The organism is Mesorhizobium sp. M0514, from assembly GCF_040321145.1.
GTDB lineage: Bacteria > Pseudomonadota > Alphaproteobacteria > Rhizobiales > Rhizobiaceae > Mesorhizobium.
This window is the reverse complement of sequence record NZ_JAMYQZ010000022.1, coordinates 38,520-53,616: the sequence shown is the minus strand read 5'-3', so window position 1 is coordinate 53,616 and position 15,097 is coordinate 38,520. Positions and strand designations below refer to the sequence as shown.

Annotated in this window: 20 protein-coding genes and 1 pseudogene; 11 read left to right on the top strand and 10 right to left on the bottom strand. The window is 59.9% G+C overall.

The annotated features are described in order from the left end of the window. The first annotated feature begins 46 nt into the window (after positions 1-46). The 6 genes and pseudogenes from NKI61_RS11920 to NKI61_RS11895 all read left to right on the top strand — a co-directional run bounded on the left by NKI61_RS11920 (position 47) and on the right by NKI61_RS11895 (position 5,174). Positions 47-1,051 carry an ABC transporter permease gene (locus NKI61_RS11920; protein WP_050586906.1) on the top strand — a complete coding sequence of 335 codons (1,005 nt, stop codon included), beginning with the start codon at positions 47-49 and terminating at the stop codon, positions 1,049-1,051. After that, complete coding sequence (locus NKI61_RS11915) at positions 1,048-1,830, top strand: ATP-binding cassette domain-containing protein (RefSeq protein ID WP_196814833.1); 783 nt, start codon at positions 1,048-1,050, stop codon at positions 1,828-1,830. Before NKI61_RS11920 ends, NKI61_RS11915 begins: the two co-directional genes overlap by 4 nt. Positions 1,831-1,840: 10 nt before the next feature. Continuing rightward, positions 1,841-3,016, top strand: coding sequence for an aldose 1-epimerase family protein (locus NKI61_RS11910; RefSeq protein WP_352518862.1), 1,176 nt, complete (start codon positions 1,841-1,843; stop codon positions 3,014-3,016). A 124-nt stretch (positions 3,017-3,140) separates the two neighbouring features. Beyond that, positions 3,141-4,229: a fatty acid desaturase family protein gene (locus NKI61_RS11905; RefSeq protein WP_502897156.1), complete on the top strand. Its 1,089-nt coding sequence runs from the start codon at positions 3,141-3,143 to the stop codon at positions 4,227-4,229. A gap of 27 nt (positions 4,230-4,256) precedes the next feature. Further along, positions 4,257-4,567 (top strand): annotated as a pseudogene (locus NKI61_RS11900) (Rieske 2Fe-2S domain-containing protein). Between the two features lie 406 nt (positions 4,568-4,973). Next, positions 4,974-5,174: a hypothetical protein gene (locus tag NKI61_RS11895; protein ID WP_156929821.1), complete on the top strand. Its 201-nt coding sequence runs from the start codon at positions 4,974-4,976 to the stop codon at positions 5,172-5,174. 254 nt (positions 5,175-5,428) lie between these two features. Here NKI61_RS11895 and NKI61_RS11890 read toward each other — a convergent pair whose 3' ends face one another. From NKI61_RS11890 to NKI61_RS11870, 5 genes are all read right to left on the bottom strand, one after another. Then, positions 5,429-5,644, bottom strand: coding sequence for a DUF3606 domain-containing protein (locus NKI61_RS11890; RefSeq protein WP_352518861.1), 216 nt, complete (start codon positions 5,642-5,644; stop codon positions 5,429-5,431). A gap of 324 nt (positions 5,645-5,968) precedes the next feature. After that, on the bottom strand, positions 5,969-6,175 hold the full coding sequence (locus NKI61_RS11885; protein WP_352518860.1) for a hypothetical protein: 207 nt from the start codon (positions 6,173-6,175) through the stop codon (positions 5,969-5,971). A gap of 195 nt (positions 6,176-6,370) precedes the next feature. Continuing rightward, positions 6,371-6,811, bottom strand: a complete 441-nt coding sequence (locus tag NKI61_RS11880; protein ID WP_023749387.1) for a hypothetical protein — start codon at positions 6,809-6,811, stop codon at positions 6,371-6,373. 38 nt (positions 6,812-6,849) lie between these two features. Beyond that, positions 6,850-7,206 carry a hypothetical protein gene (locus NKI61_RS11875; RefSeq protein ID WP_023743177.1) on the bottom strand — a complete coding sequence of 119 codons (357 nt, stop codon included), beginning with the start codon at positions 7,204-7,206 and terminating at the stop codon, positions 6,850-6,852. 188 nt (positions 7,207-7,394) lie between these two features. Beyond that, positions 7,395-7,907: a DUF4142 domain-containing protein gene (locus NKI61_RS11870; RefSeq protein ID WP_352518859.1), complete on the bottom strand. Its 513-nt coding sequence runs from the start codon at positions 7,905-7,907 to the stop codon at positions 7,395-7,397. 315 nt (positions 7,908-8,222) lie between these two features. On the opposite strand from NKI61_RS11870, the gene NKI61_RS11865 reads away from it, so the two are divergent. The 3 genes from NKI61_RS11865 to NKI61_RS11855 all read left to right on the top strand — a co-directional run bounded on the left by NKI61_RS11865 (position 8,223) and on the right by NKI61_RS11855 (position 9,770). Continuing rightward, positions 8,223-8,720, top strand: coding sequence for a hypothetical protein (locus NKI61_RS11865; RefSeq protein WP_352650088.1), 498 nt, complete (start codon positions 8,223-8,225; stop codon positions 8,718-8,720). A 36-nt stretch (positions 8,721-8,756) separates the two neighbouring features. Continuing rightward, complete coding sequence (locus NKI61_RS11860; protein ID WP_352518857.1) at positions 8,757-9,149, top strand: hypothetical protein; 393 nt, start codon at positions 8,757-8,759, stop codon at positions 9,147-9,149. 411 nt (positions 9,150-9,560) lie between these two features. Beyond that, positions 9,561-9,770, top strand: coding sequence for a hypothetical protein (locus tag NKI61_RS11855; protein ID WP_023708908.1), 210 nt, complete (start codon positions 9,561-9,563; stop codon positions 9,768-9,770). Here NKI61_RS11855 and NKI61_RS11850 read toward each other — a convergent pair. The 3 genes from NKI61_RS11850 to NKI61_RS11840 form a co-directional block, all read right to left on the bottom strand. After that, on the bottom strand, positions 9,767-10,117 hold the full coding sequence (locus tag NKI61_RS11850) for a hypothetical protein (RefSeq protein WP_352839596.1): 351 nt from the start codon (positions 10,115-10,117) through the stop codon (positions 9,767-9,769). The genes NKI61_RS11855 and NKI61_RS11850 overlap by 4 nt on opposite strands. Before the next feature lie 454 nt (positions 10,118-10,571). Next, positions 10,572-10,823 (bottom strand): hypothetical protein, encoded by a 252-nt coding sequence (locus NKI61_RS11845; RefSeq protein ID WP_023739468.1) that lies wholly within the window; start codon positions 10,821-10,823, stop codon positions 10,572-10,574. 421 nt (positions 10,824-11,244) lie between these two features. After that, the gene (locus tag NKI61_RS11840) at positions 11,245-11,646 is read right to left on the bottom strand and encodes a Ros/MucR family transcriptional regulator (RefSeq protein ID WP_084014356.1); all 402 of its coding nucleotides are present in this window, start codon (positions 11,644-11,646) and stop codon (positions 11,245-11,247) included. Positions 11,647-11,916: 270 nt separating this feature from the next. On the opposite strand from NKI61_RS11840, the gene NKI61_RS11835 reads away from it, so the two are divergent. Together NKI61_RS11835 and NKI61_RS11830 are read left to right on the top strand one after the other, a co-directional pair. Then, positions 11,917-12,666 carry a Crp/Fnr family transcriptional regulator gene (locus NKI61_RS11835; protein WP_023708903.1) on the top strand — a complete coding sequence of 250 codons (750 nt, stop codon included), beginning with the start codon at positions 11,917-11,919 and terminating at the stop codon, positions 12,664-12,666. 365 nt (positions 12,667-13,031) lie between these two features. Continuing rightward, positions 13,032-13,847 carry a sensor histidine kinase gene (locus tag NKI61_RS11830; RefSeq protein ID WP_352839594.1) on the top strand — a complete coding sequence of 272 codons (816 nt, stop codon included), beginning with the start codon at positions 13,032-13,034 and terminating at the stop codon, positions 13,845-13,847. A 144-nt stretch (positions 13,848-13,991) separates the two neighbouring features. Here the strand turns inward: NKI61_RS11830 and NKI61_RS11825 are convergent, their stop codons facing one another. Beyond that, entirely contained in the window at positions 13,992-14,285 is a 294-nt protein-coding gene (locus NKI61_RS11825; RefSeq protein ID WP_081726104.1) for a helix-turn-helix domain-containing protein, read from the bottom strand. A 324-nt stretch (positions 14,286-14,609) separates the two neighbouring features. Beyond that, positions 14,610-14,909, bottom strand: coding sequence for a DUF1236 domain-containing protein (locus NKI61_RS11820; RefSeq protein ID WP_023669226.1), 300 nt, complete (start codon positions 14,907-14,909; stop codon positions 14,610-14,612). Positions 14,910-15,097: the final 188 nt, after the last annotated feature.

Here is a 15,097-nt window from a genome sequence, read left to right as displayed (position 1 = left end):
GCCCCGAAATGGCGGGCGCCGGACGAAACGCATGGTCCTGACAGATATGGCAATCACAGCAGACGACGACACGCAGCGAGCGAAGGGCAGGTCTGCGCTGCTGCGTTCGCCGCAATTCTCCTCGCTCATCATCCTCATCGTGCTGCTCGTGGTATTCGCCATCGCCGACGGCAACTTCCTGTCGCCGCTCAACATATCCAACATGATGGCGTTCCTGCCCGAGCTCGGCATCATCGCTCTCGGCATGACGCTGCTGCTGACGGCGGGCGAGTTCGATCTGTCGGTCGGCGCCGTGTTCGGCCTTGCGCCCGTCGTGGTGATGCTGCTGGTGCAGAATGGCGGTATCGACATCGGCGTCGCCCTCCTGGCCGGGCTTGTGCTGTGCATCGCGATCGGCGCCATCAACGGGCTGATCGTCACCAAGATCGGCATTTCCTCCTTCCTGGTCACGCTGTCGATGCTGCTCGTCGTGCGCGGCGCGGCGCTCTACATCACGCAGGGATTCCCCCTGAAGTCGTGGGACCAGCCCGGCTTCTTCGTCACGCTGCTTGCCGGCAGCTTCAATGTAGGCTCGTTCCGGTTCTACACCTCGCTCTGGTGGTTCATCGGCCTGTCGCTGCTGGCGATTTACATCCTGCGCTACGCCAAGCTCGGCAACTGGATCAGCGCCATCGGCAGCAACCGCAACGCAGCGGTGGCGCGCGGCGTGCCGGCCGACGCGGTCAAGATCTGGCTGTTCATCCTGACCTCGGTGGTGGCCGGGCTGGCCGGCATGATCAGCGCGTTCCGGATTTCGGCCGCCTCGCCGGTGGCCGGCACCGGCTACGAACTCGAAGTGATCGCCATGGTGGTGGTCGGCGGCACGGCGCTCACCGGCGGGCGCGGCACCATCCTCGGCACCATCGTCGGCGCCCTGATGCTGCGCGCCATCCGCAACGGCATCGTGCTGATCGGTGTGCCGGGCTTGGCATACAACATCTTCGTCGGCGTCATCATCCTCGCCATGCTCATCCTGCACGCTTTGCTGCAGAAGAACGCCGCAAGGAGCTGAGGATGGAAGTGCTGCGTCTGCAAGACCTGCAAAAGTCCTTCGGCAACGTGCGTGCGCTGAAGAACGCCTCGTTCACCCTCAACGAAGGCGAGGTGGTTGCCCTGCTTGGCGACAATGGCGCCGGCAAGTCGACGCTGATCAAAGCGATCTCCGGCGTCTTCCCGGCCGACCACGGCGACATCTTCGTGCGCGGCGAGAAGGCGTCGATCCGCTCGACGCGCGACGCGATGGACCTCGGCATCGAGACTATCCATCAGGACACATCGCTCGCGCCGGACCTCAGCATCGCGCGCAATCTTTTCTTGGGTCGGGAGCCGGTCAATTTCGGCTGGCTCGGCGTGTTCGCGCCCCTCGACCTCGCCAAGCTTCGCAACGCCGCCTCGGCGCTGCTGAAGCGGGTCGGCATTTCGAAAAAGCTCGATGCCGATGCACTGGTTAGCACGCTCTCGGGCGGTGAGCGGCAATCGATCGCGATCTCGCGCGCCATGCAGTTCGCCGCCAAGGTGATCATACTCGACGAGCCGACCAACAATCTTGGAGTCGAGGAAACCCACGGCGTGCTGCGCTTCGTCAAGGAGGTGCGCGACGCCGGCCACTCGGTGCTGCTCATCACCCACAACATCCACCACGTGTTCCAGGTCGCCGACCGCATCATCGTCATGCGCCGCGGCGAAATCGTCGCGGAACAGACGGTCGCCGACACCGACCTGTTGACGGTGGAAAGCATCATCACCGGCGCCGACATGTCGGCCTTGCTCAAGGAGGCGAGGGCAAAGTGAAGGACGTCGCATGGTAGAGCTTTACGGCAAGACGCTGTCGCGAAGGCAGGTGGCCGAGCGGTCCGGCATGCTGTCGCAGTTTGCCGGCGTGCGGCTGATGACGCTCGGCGACGGCGTGGAGCGCGGCATCCGGATGCTCGAGTTCCGCACCGGCTCCGGCCTGCGCTTCACGGCGCTGGTCGACCGGGCGCTCGATATCGCCGATTGCGACTTCCGGGGCCAGGCGATCGGCTGGCATTCGCCGAGTGGCTTTCGCCACCCCGGACTGCACGAGCATGAAGGGGAGGACGGTTTCGCCTTTGGCCGGTCGTTCTCGGGGCTGCTCGTCACCTGCGGCCTCGATCATATACTGGGCCGGCAAGACGTGCCGGCCCAAAGCTACAATTATCCCGGGCGCAAGCGGGTGTTGCACTCGCTGCATGGCCGCATCGGCACCGTGCCGGCGCGGCTGACCGGCTACGGCGAGGCCTGGGACGGCGACCGTTGCGTGCTGTGGGCGGAAGGCATCGTCCAGCAGGCAACCGTGTTCGGCGAGGATCTCCATTTGCTGCGCCGCATCGAGGCCGATGTCGGCGGAAGCGAGATCCGGCTGTCGGACCGCGTCGTCAATCATGGTTTCAGCCGCACGCCGCACATGTATTTCTATCACGTCAATGTCAGCCATCCCTTGCTCGACGAGGGTTCGCGCTACCTGGCGCCAATCCGGGATGTCGTCTGGGCGGCGCACGCCGGCGATCGTTACGAGGCGCAGAAGGTCGGCTACCGAACCGTGCCGGCGCCGCAGCTGGGATTCAGCGAGCAGGTCTGGGAGCACGAGCTTGGCGCCGATGCGGCGGGCGAGGTGCCGGTGGCCGTCGTCAATGACCACCTGGGCCTCGGCTTCGAGGTCGTTACCCGCAAGGATCAGCTGCCCTGCACGTATCAGTGGCAGAACTTCCAGGCCGGCCTATATGCGTTGGGAATCGAACCCTCGACGCATCATGTTCTGGGCAATCTCGCCGCGCGGGAACGGGGCGAGATGATCTGGCTGGACCATGGCGAAAGCCGCTCCTATGACGCCGTGTTCCGGGTGCTCGACGGTGCCGGCCAGATCGCCCAAGCGGAAGCGAGGATAGCTTCGATCGCCCGGCAGCCGCAACAGGATTACCCTGTGCCGTCGGGCGCTTTTGCGAGACTGCAGGTGTGACCGGCTTGAAACACACCATCGTATGCCGCGGCGGGCGGGAAGTGCGCCGGAATACGGAAGCAGGCGCGGCCCGGCCGGCCCCAGGCGGCCCTCGCGGAGCGCAGGCAGGAAAGCGGAGATGATGATGACGGCAAGCAGGAAGCGTGACTACAGCCTGGTCGGTGAAAGCACCAAGCGCGCCATCGAGACCGGATTGGCTTCGGCCGAATGGTATCACACCGATGTCCCGCGCAAGGCGATCAAGGAGTTGATGCAACGCTCCGACGGGCCGGCGATCCGCGACACGATCATCTGGGTCGCGGCGATCCTGGTGTCGGCCGCCGGCATCGTATGGTTCTGGGGCACGTGGTGGGTGGTGCCGTTCCTGTTAGTCTATGGCGTGCTTTACGGCTCGTCGAGCGACTCGCGCTGGCACGAATGCGGCCACGGCACCGCGTTCCGGACGCGCTGGATGAACGATGTCGTCTACCAGATCTCAAGCTTCATGCTGATGCGCAACCCCGTGCAATGGCGCTGGAGCCATGCCCGCCATCACACCGATACCATCATCGTCGGCCGCGATGCCGAAATCGCGGTAATGCGGCCGCCAAATCTGATCAAGGCGGCGCTGGCCTTCACCGGTATTCTCGATTTCCGCTATTCGCTGCCGACGCTGGTGCGCCAGGCGTTCGGCAAGCTGTCCGATGAAGAGAAGAGCTATATCCCCGAGATGGAGCAGCACAAGGCGGTGATCGCTGCGCGCTGGCATGTCGCCATCTATGCGGCGACAGTCGGGCTGGCGTTGTTCACGTGGTCACTGCTGCCGCTGGTGCTGATCGGCCTGCCGCGCCTCTATGGCAGCTGGCACATGGTGCTGACAGGGTTGCTGCAGCATATCGGCCTGGCCGACAATGTCGTCGACCACCGGCTGAACACGCGCACCGTCTACATGAACCCGGTCAGCCGCTTCATCTACTGGAACATGAATTACCATGTCGAACACCATATGTTCCCGATGGTGCCCTATCATGCGCTGCCAAGACTGCACGAGCTGATCAAGCACGACCTGCCGGTGCCGAACCCGTCCATGTGGCATGCCTATCGCGAGGTCTGGCCGGTGCTGCTTCGACAGCTGAAATATGAGGATTTTTATCTCGAGCGGAAATTGCCGCCGACAGCCAGACCCTATCGCAGCGAATTTCACCAGGTGGATATGTCGGCGGCCGCTGAATAGCGATAGCGAATTTTGCCGGAGCCGGAGATGGCTGACTGGATGAAGCGTGCGCGGTGGACGACATCTCGAAAGAGGATGTCATCTGCTTCGATCCTCGCGGCCGCAGCTTCGCGGTTTGCCGCTCGCCCAATGACGAGTTCTTCGCCACCGACGGATATTGTACGCATGAGAAGGCGCATCCGGCCGAAGGGCTGGTGATCGACGACGTCATCGAATGCCTTGAAGCATATTGGCCGCTTCAATTGCGGCCGGCCAAGGCCAAGGCGCGCCGGGTCTGCGTCAATCTCGCGATCTATCCGGTGAGAATCGAGGCCGGCAAGGTGATGCTCCAGATCTGACGCTTGGTAACCGGTCCAGCACCGCGTTTAGCAAAGCAGAGTGACGTTTTCATAGCCGAAAGAGACGGACCGTGGCCGATCTGCGCCATGAAGGCTAAGCCAGCTGACCATGCTGCGCGTGCTGGTCATTGACGTGGCCGAGGGGCGCCGAGCGGGCAGGGGTCGATCGTCTCGGTACCGCTGGAGCTGTGCTGAACCCTATATCGCGATGCGGCCCCCAGCCTGTTCACCGTGCGGGCTAGAATTTCTTCGAGATCGGCACCGCCGGCGGTTTTCTTAGTTGGGCTTTCCGCCTCTGATCGACGAGGTCCTGATTCACTGCTGCTTCTGCTGATCAGCTTTGAGGTGCTGATTGTGCGGTTTGATCTGGCAGCGTTGATACTGGGCGCCACCGCGATCGAAGCGGATGGACAGCGCCTACCGCAGCGGCAAAACGACCGCTGAGCAAGATCAGTGTGAGGGAAGGAGATGGAATTTATTGGTGCGCAGCAAGCGCGGCAAAGCTGCGCAGCTGATCGTGGCTGGAAAGCGTCGCTACAAAGGCGGTGCGTTTGTCAGTTTGGAAGCCGACACGCGTCCGGCAGGCGACGGCGATCTCGCTGGCTGACTGCGGCGCGGGATTATTGTTGAACGACGGCAGGAAGTAGGCTCGGTCCGCCGTGCGTCCAGGACTCGCGTTCGAGTGGATTATGGTTCGGGGTGACGATAGCCGATCTGCGCAGCCCCGAACCTCCAGCGCTTTCCGCATGTTGGGCAGGGGTAGAATTGTCACTTTCACGCTCGATCTGCTCCGCGTGTGCGTCAGGATGATGCTACACTCAAACTCTCGAAGGTTCATGATCCTCTTCGGTAGCGACGGATTCATGCCGTAAGCGAGCCGCCCCGGGAAACTGATTTCAATTCCTTCGCAGCCGCGGTCAACGAGGCGCGGTCATTCCCGGCGGCTTTGATGAGCTCCATCACCTGCTCAGGCGTGATGCCGTTCTGCTGGGCAAAATGCTCGACTTCGTTGCGTTCGTTGGACGAGACCCGGTTCTTGTGGCGAAAATCACGCTCGGTTTTATTGTCCGTCATCATCTTCTCCTTTCAACCTCAATTCGCCGGCCCCAACCGCCCGCTGGAGCAAAAGTTCCGAAACCGCCGTACGCGAAGGCCCATCGAGCCTCGCTAGGGCTGCTGTGAGTAGAAGTAAGCTCCAGCTGGCGAAAGCTGGGGAGCTTGTCCAATGCCGGGGTGGGCTCGGCGCACGCCGTGGCATCGCTCCGGCGACTTTCACCACCCGCCCAGAACACGGGTGGGAGCAGCCTCGGAATGTTTGCCCGACCGCCAGGCAATGAAGATGGAACTACGCGACACCGAGTTCCTCGTCCTGTGGCATCAGCAGACGCTCTCGTGGATGTCTTACCCGGCATTCTCGCCCGAATGATCGAAGTGGATGGCGAGGCCAAAGGCGAGCGCTCGCTCGGCGATCATATTGACAAGATGGCTTTCGCCGATCGACAGCGCCGGAAGGGCCTCTTTCAACGCCTCGAGAGCATGCCGTGTCGACAAAAGACCCCGCCGCTTGCGGCTGCTCACATATTGATCGATCAGGGAATCCAGTGGCATCTGCCTGCCTCCGCTTCGGACAGGATCTCGTAGCGTGGCTGCGGAGCGACAGCATTCACATTGGTTAAGAGACGGCGGCGAACGCCATCATGCATGCCGCCAACAGACGGCGGTGGGGCTGATTTACGCCGGGTTGGAGCGCTATCCTAGGGTAAGCATGGCGCGACCGTCGCGCCGGGTTCGGACATTTCGATGCTACTGCTCCGGTACCGCGGAGGTTTGTGGATGGTTGCGTGCCGCCTCGGCGATTTCCGGAATGAACTTCGTCGCGGTGCAGCTTCGGTTTACATTGGCGCGGGCGGTAAATACCTCTTGCCCGCAGACTTGCGAAGCGAGCGCGATCGGCACATGCACCGCCAGTGGCAACTCGGTCTCAGCCACTCCTAGATGTCTTGCAACCTGTTGCTTCACCTCCGGCCGGCCGAGCGAGACGTCAACGCCGACATCATCCTTGGCGGTCGGCGACGATCCTTGCGCCGGCAGACGATCGTGCTTGCCTGTTTGCGATGAGTCGCCGGATTGTTGAGCCGGCTGACTTGTCTGCGCAGATGCCTGGGCGCCCAAAATCAGCGAGGCCCCCAGCCCCAAAAAAGCCCGGAGCCCCAAAGACACAATCCGAAGTCCGAATGTGCTCATTGTCATGTTCCTCACCGTGGGTTCAAACTTGGCGCCGCTCAGAGGTCGGTGTTGCTTCGGCCTCTTTCGAAGACAGGGATGTCTTCCTCGTCCTCATCATTGTCACCGGTTGGTATGTCCTCGGCGTAGCTGCGGGTCAGTTCCTCGGTTTCGCTTAAGCCGTCCATCGTCTCATTGGCGCCTGCCCCTTCATCATGACGACCGGTAATTTCGCTGCGGGGCCTTGCGCCGAGCGGCTGGTCGACATCGTCGGCTCCCACGAAACCTGGCTCCGCGCCGTGCCTGTCTTCGTGGCCCACGGGGCTGTCCAACACGGCGGCATCCTCCGGGCGAATGGGTTCATCATTGGCGAAGTCACTTCGTCTCGAATGCGAGGTCTCGTTTTGCTTTGGCATGTCAGGTCTCCTGTTCGTTTGGCAACTTCGACGACGCTGGTGCTTGCACGCCGGACTACCTGAGCGACGCACCTTTAGAGTTCCTGCATCGACCACCGCTTAAAGGTTGCAGCGTCCCTGAGCGCGGAGGCAGTGTTGGCCACAGACTCCACAGCGCCGCGAAGAACCAACGTCGTGGCCAGATCCACTCAGCCCTGAGAACCGCTCTTGCTCAGTTGCTGGGCATGTTTGAAATGCTGCCGGATCACCGGCGCGGTCTTTTTCGCATGGGCCGCCAGATGTTTTGCCTGACCGTTTTCTGCATAGGAGGTCATCAGCGTCAGGGCTTCCTGGTGCGCTGCCACCTGGGTGTCGATATAGGCGTTATCGAACGCCCCGCTGCTGTCGTTGCTCAACGCTTCCAATTGGGCAGCATGCTTGCTTGTCATCTCCGGCGCCACTGCGACGTCGTCCTTCTTTGCCGCCGCAATGAGCCGCTTGGAAGAGGTCGTGTGGTCCTTGATCATCATGCGAGCGAATTCCTTCACTCGTGATGTCTTCGATTTCCGCAGTGCCAATTCACTCGACTGGATCTCGAACATATCTGAGCTCGCAGCTGCTTTGACAAATTCCTGCGGGGACGTCATCGCGGTCTGAGCCATTGCCCCCGGGCTGATGAGACCGATGGCGATCGCAGCTAAAAGCGCTTTGACGAAATGCATGTGGTGCTCCTGCAATATTGCTTAACTGGCCCAACACGGCCGAGCTGCCGTTGTTCCCCTTTTGGTGACAATAAATACGGGGCGGCAGGCGTGGACCCCGGATGGCTCCGGCTCAGGGCTTTGATCATAGATCCGGCCGTAGCCAAGACCGGTGACTGCGCGGAGCTCAGCGCGGCCGTCGGCTTGGTGGGCAGCACGTTGTGCGACATTCAAATCTCCTAAAGAAATCGTCGGCCATCGTCGCGATGCGTCACTATCGGGTCCGTAAATGCCCAAAAATGTCCCATCCTTTGAAGGGCAACAAGGAGGCGTACTATGGCAAGAATTTTTGAAATTCTTATGGGCAGTCTGACTGCCGGATCTGTTCTCGCAATTCTTTGCATGCCAGCGACAGCAGCTGGAATTAAATGTCGGAGGCGTCGGCGGGTATCCGTCGGCAGCGGAGGCGCCAGCGCTAATGTGGGCGGCAACAGCGGCGCTACGGCTAGCGTGTCCCTAGGCGGTTCTGGGGCAAATGCCGCAGCCTCCGTCGGCGACACTGGCGGAGCGACTGCTTCCATCGGAACCGGCAGCGCCAATGTCGGTGTCGTCACCGGGGTTGGTACCGACGTAAATGTCGGCGTTGGAACCAATCCAGCCGCCAACCCCAGCAACCCGACCGCTTCGAGCAACCCGAATCTGGCTAGCGTTGTCGGCGATATGTCGAACGCCCAGGTCACTCGGATGAAGAAGCGCTGCGTCGAAGTGCTTAGCAACGAAGACACCTATGATCGTGACCTGCGCCGGCTCTGCCTGCTGATCTCGCGCCGCTAACCAGCGACCCCTTTCCGACCTGTCGGGGCTGTCGACATGACACTCTCCAGTTCCGACAGTGGAAGCCCGCCCGCCGAAAGGTTGGGCGGGCTTTTACAGTCAGCGTCCTTCCATCCGCAGCAGACAATCGCGCTTGGCATCAGCGACCTGGCCGAGCAAGCGATGGAAGACCGCGCGGACAAGCTGGGCATATCCTGCGCAGAGGAAGTCGGCAGCGTGTACGCGGCGATTCTCGGTGCTATCGTGCACCGCGATGCCGCTTGGCTGACTGACCGAGGCCGCGCTATATCGCGCCCGGCGGGCGTATTCAGTTCAGCGAGCCTCTGCCGGGGGGAAGCCAAGACCATCTTTCACTTGCTCGACAAGGCCGGACTTGAAGGCAAGGTGTCGAAGCGCAAGGACAGCAAATACCGTCGACCAACTGGCTGAAGGCCAAGTGCTTTGCGAACGACGAGTTCGATCTGCTCGGCGTCGAGCGTGAAGCGGGCAAGCCGGCGTTCGCTGAGGATGACACAAATCGCCGTGCCTAAGAAAGATCAGGAGCGCGCCACCTACGCCTGGATGTACGGCGCCCAAGCGTGCAAGGATGGCAAGGAGCGTGAGGTGCCATTACTGGCAGGAACATGGGTGGCTGCAGGGTTTTGACGGTGTGCCGATGGCTGGTTTTGGATAGACCAAGACCGTCAACGACGAGATGGAAGCCGAGGTCGACGAAGCCGCCGTCGAGCGGCCCGACGAATAGCCATTTTGCCATGTGCCGTATGTTCGTTTTTGATTGAAGAAAGGGTTTCGTTGGGCCTATAAAGATTGCGTTTACCATTGCCTTTTTGGGAGGATGCGATGGTTGCAACGCCCATAGATATCGCTCAAGCGGCCACTGCGACTACGGCCACCTTGCTGAAGTGGCAGAAGTCCATGGAGGAACGCGCCACGTTTCGCCAGAACATGGATCAATCGCGCAGGGCGATCCAAGCCTCACGCGATCTGCTGAAGCGCCTTCGTCAACGTCATCGCGACGACGATAGCGGCGCGGATGCGCTAAAGGATTAGCCGCCAGGGCAGATGTGAGACGGAGGTCCGGGAACGGATTGGGGCCACGTGCGGCACCTAATGTCGCGATGGTGATGGCCGATGATGTGCTTGAACAGGAGATTGCCCATCTCCTGCATTGCCGTCATATCCGGGTAAGCCGCTAAAACGGAGCCTTCACCACCGACGCTGCCGAGCAGCGGGATCAACACGAAGCTGTCATCCCGAAACTTGCTTATGGTGGTGATCGTGAAATCGTAGTCGGGATAGGCCTCATCAAGCAGGGCCCTGATCTCGGCGAGGAATTCAGGCGTCTCGAACTGTGCGCCGATCGGCGGCACCACAATCATGTCTTTGCATACTTGCATCTCGCGCCTTCCCAAGCCGTCTCATCGTGAGCGGCTGTTCCGCCAAGGTCAAATCACGTCTTCCCTGCCGATGATCTGGAGTCAGCAAAGTTATTCACACGTCGACAAGATGGTTAGAATTGTCGCGGTTCGGTTAAGACCTCGATCATGAGGCGTGGCGCATCGTGTTGTTGGGTCTACATATTGCCTTCCTGACCCTACCCGGTAGCTCAAGCCCGTTGCCCTAATTGGCAACGGGTTTTTTTACGTCTTCATCTGGCACAGTTGATCTAATGGTATGGAACCGCGACGACAACCAAGCAATTCTGCCTTAAGCGGTCGATTCCTCGGATGTAGCCGTGACTACGAAAACCCGCTGGTGCGCGCGCGGCGGGGTTTCTTGGCATCAAGACCCTACCCCGCCCTCAGGCCCGTTGCTTAATTGCGGCGGCCTTTACAGGTCCGGCGCCGCTATCTACTGCTGAATAGGTGGAGTCACGAGACCCGGAAAGGGCAACACGTTGCCGCCCGTCCCCCGCCGGCGGCGCAGTTCAATCTCGCGATAGACCAGGATGCCCATCACCATTTCCGCGCTGGCGATTTCCGATCTCGATGGCAACGACTTGAGCAATTGGTGCAGTTGTCGCGTTTCCATGGTCGCAATGTGGGCGGCAATGGCTTCGATGCTATCGCCCAAATTCGCCAGTAACCCTGCGGACATCTGCATTGCGCTACTCTACAGCCGGGAAAACGTGTTGAGATGCAGACGCGTCCTTTGGCCTTCCGCAAAGGCCAAAGCATAGGATTCGAGCTTGAATGATCGGGTGAGTTCCTGGTCTTCCTCGACCACGCGAACAAACCACTCGCCACAGGCTTCGCCAACTTCGACACAAGGGCGTGCTTTGCGAATTGGAATGATGTCAGCCAGGGCGTTGCCTCCCAGCAATCAGGCCAAACGGGATTGTAACGTCGTAAGCGGTCTTCAACAAGAAGAGTTTGGGCAGCAATACGAAACTGAGGTGTGGGCCACAAATGGCCGGCGCCATGGGTTGGGGAACCTGGGTGGGCACCGGCCAAGAGCGGACAGGTCCGCCGCGATGCATACATCGTCGATTGGTGCCGCGGTGGTAATGGTGTGATCGCGGAAGCTACGCTTTAGCCTTAGCCGCCGGCCTTGCCTTGCCCGTTACAGTTGCCGTGGGCTGCGGTGCCTTCCTACCCAGACCGATCGACTTCGCCATGGCAGACCGTGAGGCCGCATAGTTGGGAGCGACCATCGGATAAGTGGATGGCAAGTTCCACTTTGTTCGATACGCGTCAGGAGTGAGACCGAAATCCACGCGCAGATGTCGCCGAAGGGTTTTGAACCGCTTACCATCTTCAAGACAGATGATGTAATCGGGAAATACTGACTTCTTCGGATTTACCGCAGGCACTGGTTCTTCGGTCGCGGCAGCCACGCGATGGCCAATCCCAGACAGCGACGCGTGCACTGAGGCTATCAGGTCCGCCAAACCCGCGACCGGCACGGGATTGTTGCTGACGGTCATGGTGTGAGTCCTCGAATTTGAGAACGATCTATTATAGCTGCTGCCGCAGCTGCGCAACTCGAGGCCCGATGATGGGCCGCTTCCCTCGTAAGCACCAATCCTGTTGAGCCTGTGTTTGCCGATGGAGGAAAGGACCATCCGAAGCAGTGCCAGACTTATCACAGGTTAAGTCGGTCCGGTGTTTATGATATAAGGTCGGGCATCATTCGCGTTCTGCTGGCCGCGGGTGACTGAGAGACCATAGCGCTCCCGCCCAAACGGAGAGCCGACATGCTTTATCAAAGCCCATTAACCGCCAAGTTCCATCGTGCCTTCACCCTCACGTCAGGTGAGCGTCAAGCTCTCGACGCGGTAAGAATAAGGATCGTTGCGATTGGCGCAAACCAGAACTTGGTTCGGGAAGGCGACCAGCCGTCCCGGTGCATAATGGTCCTGGCTGGCTTAGCCAGCACCTCGAAGGTAACAGGAGACGGGAAGCGTCAGGTCACTGCTTATCATGTGCCTGGCGACATGCCCGATCTGTTGAGCCTGCACCTCGATCTGTTGGATAGCGACGTTCGAACGGTGAGCGCTTGCAGTGTTGGCTTCATAGATCACTCGGCTATACGGCTGCTCTGCGAACGCCACCCCAGGCTGGCGGCAAATCTTTGGCGAACGACACTGGTTGATGCATCGATTTTCCGCGAATGGGTGGTCAATGTCGGGAAGCGCCAAGCGCTTGGCCGAGTGGCCCACCTTCTCTGTGAAATCATGCTACGTATGGAAGACGCCGGACTCGCGTCCGATCAAACCTGCGCTTTTGCTGTGACTCAAGCTGACCTTGGCGAGGCGACAGGGCTGTCGGCAGTCCACATCAACCGCACGCTCAAGTCTCTTCGGGAGAAGCGCCTTACATCACTTGTGAATGGCCAATTGACCATCCATGATTGGGAAGGACTGGCCTTTCTTGCTGAGTTCCGGCACGATTACCTGCACTCAGCAAGGACCAATAAAACGGCCGAGTTCATGTCAATGCACTGATTGCTCCAGGGGAAAATCGCCAGAAATGCGGATTGGCTCCAAGGGTAGCCGGACCACTTGTTGGCCTTCGCTGACCATCAGCGGTGCGATCGCCCCCCAAACATGTTTTGCCATGGTGGCGCGGCGGAAATGATCAGCAGGTTGATACCAAGCCTGTCTGGCTTGCTTCTTTTTGATGCGGCAGGCGGGGCCGCCTTGCCCCAGGCCAAACGCAGGCCCCAAACGAAACCGGCCTCACTTGGTGCACGCTCCTTTTACCGCGCGGTCAATGCTTTGATGGCGCGTCGAAGCGTTAGCGCAAGGGGTTCACTTGCGCGCAGAGTGCATTCGAATGCTTCCGGCCCACACGGGCGTTGACTATCCGTATGGCCGTCTGGGTCGTGGAGGTTAACTGGGACGGGACACCTGCTCTCCTTGCCAGCCTTCGGAACGTTTCCTCGCAGCGTGCGCAGGAGGAACGTCGACGTCAATCCCAGAAGCTCGGAGCAATTGGCCGCCTCGCAGCCGGCATAGTTCACGATATCAACAATCTGATAGCAGCGTTCGACTCGGGCCTGCGGCTCCTGCAAAAGCAACTCGCCGAAAATCCCGGCGATCCGAAATCAGCCATCCTGATCGACGAACTGCTCAAACGAACACAGAACGGCGGGGCACTTACGCAGCAATTGCTTGCGTTTTCTCGGCGCCAGTCGCTTACGCCCGAAGGCATTGATCTGAACGGACGGATCGAACAGCTTTCGATGCTGCTGGAACGAACGCTCGGGAGTGCAATCAAAATTGAACGCAACTTGGACGCGGCGCTTGGCCCTGTTCTGGTCGACCCAACCAGCTCGATGTCGCCATGCTCAATCTGGATGAACGCCAAGGACGCCATGGCCGGCGTGGGAACGCTCACAATCGAGACTAGCGATGTCCCTGACGACATCGACGACGTGCATTCACTGGCGGGTTCGTGCGTTCGTATGACCGTGCGCGATGCCGGTTGCGGCATGAACAAGGAGATTCTGGCGCAGGTCTTCGAGCCGTTCTTCACCACCAAACCCGATGGACGCGGGACTGGACTTGGACTTAGCCAGGTTTATGGCTTCGTCCAACAATCCGGCGGGCACATTCGGATCGAGAGCGAAGCTGGTGAAGGAACAAGCGTCCATCTTTTTCTGCCGCGTGTGCAGAAGCAGTAACCAAGCTCTGCCGGGATCGCTTTGCATTGGGTATGGCGGAAGTGACGTGGCCAGTCCGCCAAAGCAATCCCGTAGAGCGACATAATGGGTGGTTAGCGGCCGCTTTAGAGATCGGGTGCAGAGGGTACACGGGCTTTTCCCCCTTTATCCTTTTTTCTCCCGGCCGCGCCACCGTCTATTATCGGCGGCTAGGCCGCTATCACCTTCTGAGCGGGTTAGCGATGGAGTGCCTTGGACGGTGAAAACGATTCCGGCATCCTCAAACGCTTTGCGGATGGCGGCGATGTTGTGGGGACGCGGTTTCCTGTATCCGTTCTCAAAAGCGCTGATCACCATCTCGCTAAGATTGGCCTTGGCGGCAAGTCGCACACGCGGCCAGTTCAATAGGGCTCGTGCTGCTCTGACTTGATCTGCTGAGAGTAGGGTTCGGCTGTCCATAGCCAGTCGAACATTTAGTATCGCTAAACTGTTCCTCTTGACCTTCTGCGATTTCTAACGGTGTGAGGCCGGCCTGTCGCAAGCCGTCATCGATTATGGCTGCAACCTTTCGGACGGTTGTTACCTCGGCTCCAACAAGACGTGCTGCCTGCATTCTTGCTTGGAGATCAGCCAAGCGGGCAACCAGGGCTTGCGTCCTCTCGAGTTCAGGGTTCGTCATGTTCATTGTCCAGCTGAGTGGCAATTTGAATTTGTCCGGCTGAGTAGCGTTTGAATGCACACACTCGCCACCCAAGGGTGGCGAGCGTGGGTTCGTTCGAAATCTCAGTCGTAAACTTTCACGATCTTGCGGGTGCCCGGATCGACCAGGACCGTGCGGTTGTCGACCACCACGTAACGGTATTTGACGTTCGGGACCTCGTGGATCTCCACAGTTTCCGGCAGAGCTGTCCCGACGTTCAATTCCACGCCGGGAAGGTTCACCGAAGCCAAGGGCTGCTTCTTGACATACTCACGGATGACCGTGTCCTGTTCCGGCTGGATGATAATGTCGTCAGCGGCGGCGGAGCCGATCCCCGCCAAGAGCAACATGGCTGCGGCGGTGTTCACAAAGTGCATCTTCATATCTTCTCTCCTGCAAGGACCGGCACACGACGATCATCGTCCCGCACTGCCCGGCAACCAACTTTGAACCGGGGTAAACGTTCCCGCCTACGCACCTTTGTCTAATCCGATTGGTCTAAAGTCCGACCGTACAACGCAATGGTCTTACCTTTGGACTAGGCGGAACGGATTAGGGCTTCAGGTTGTTG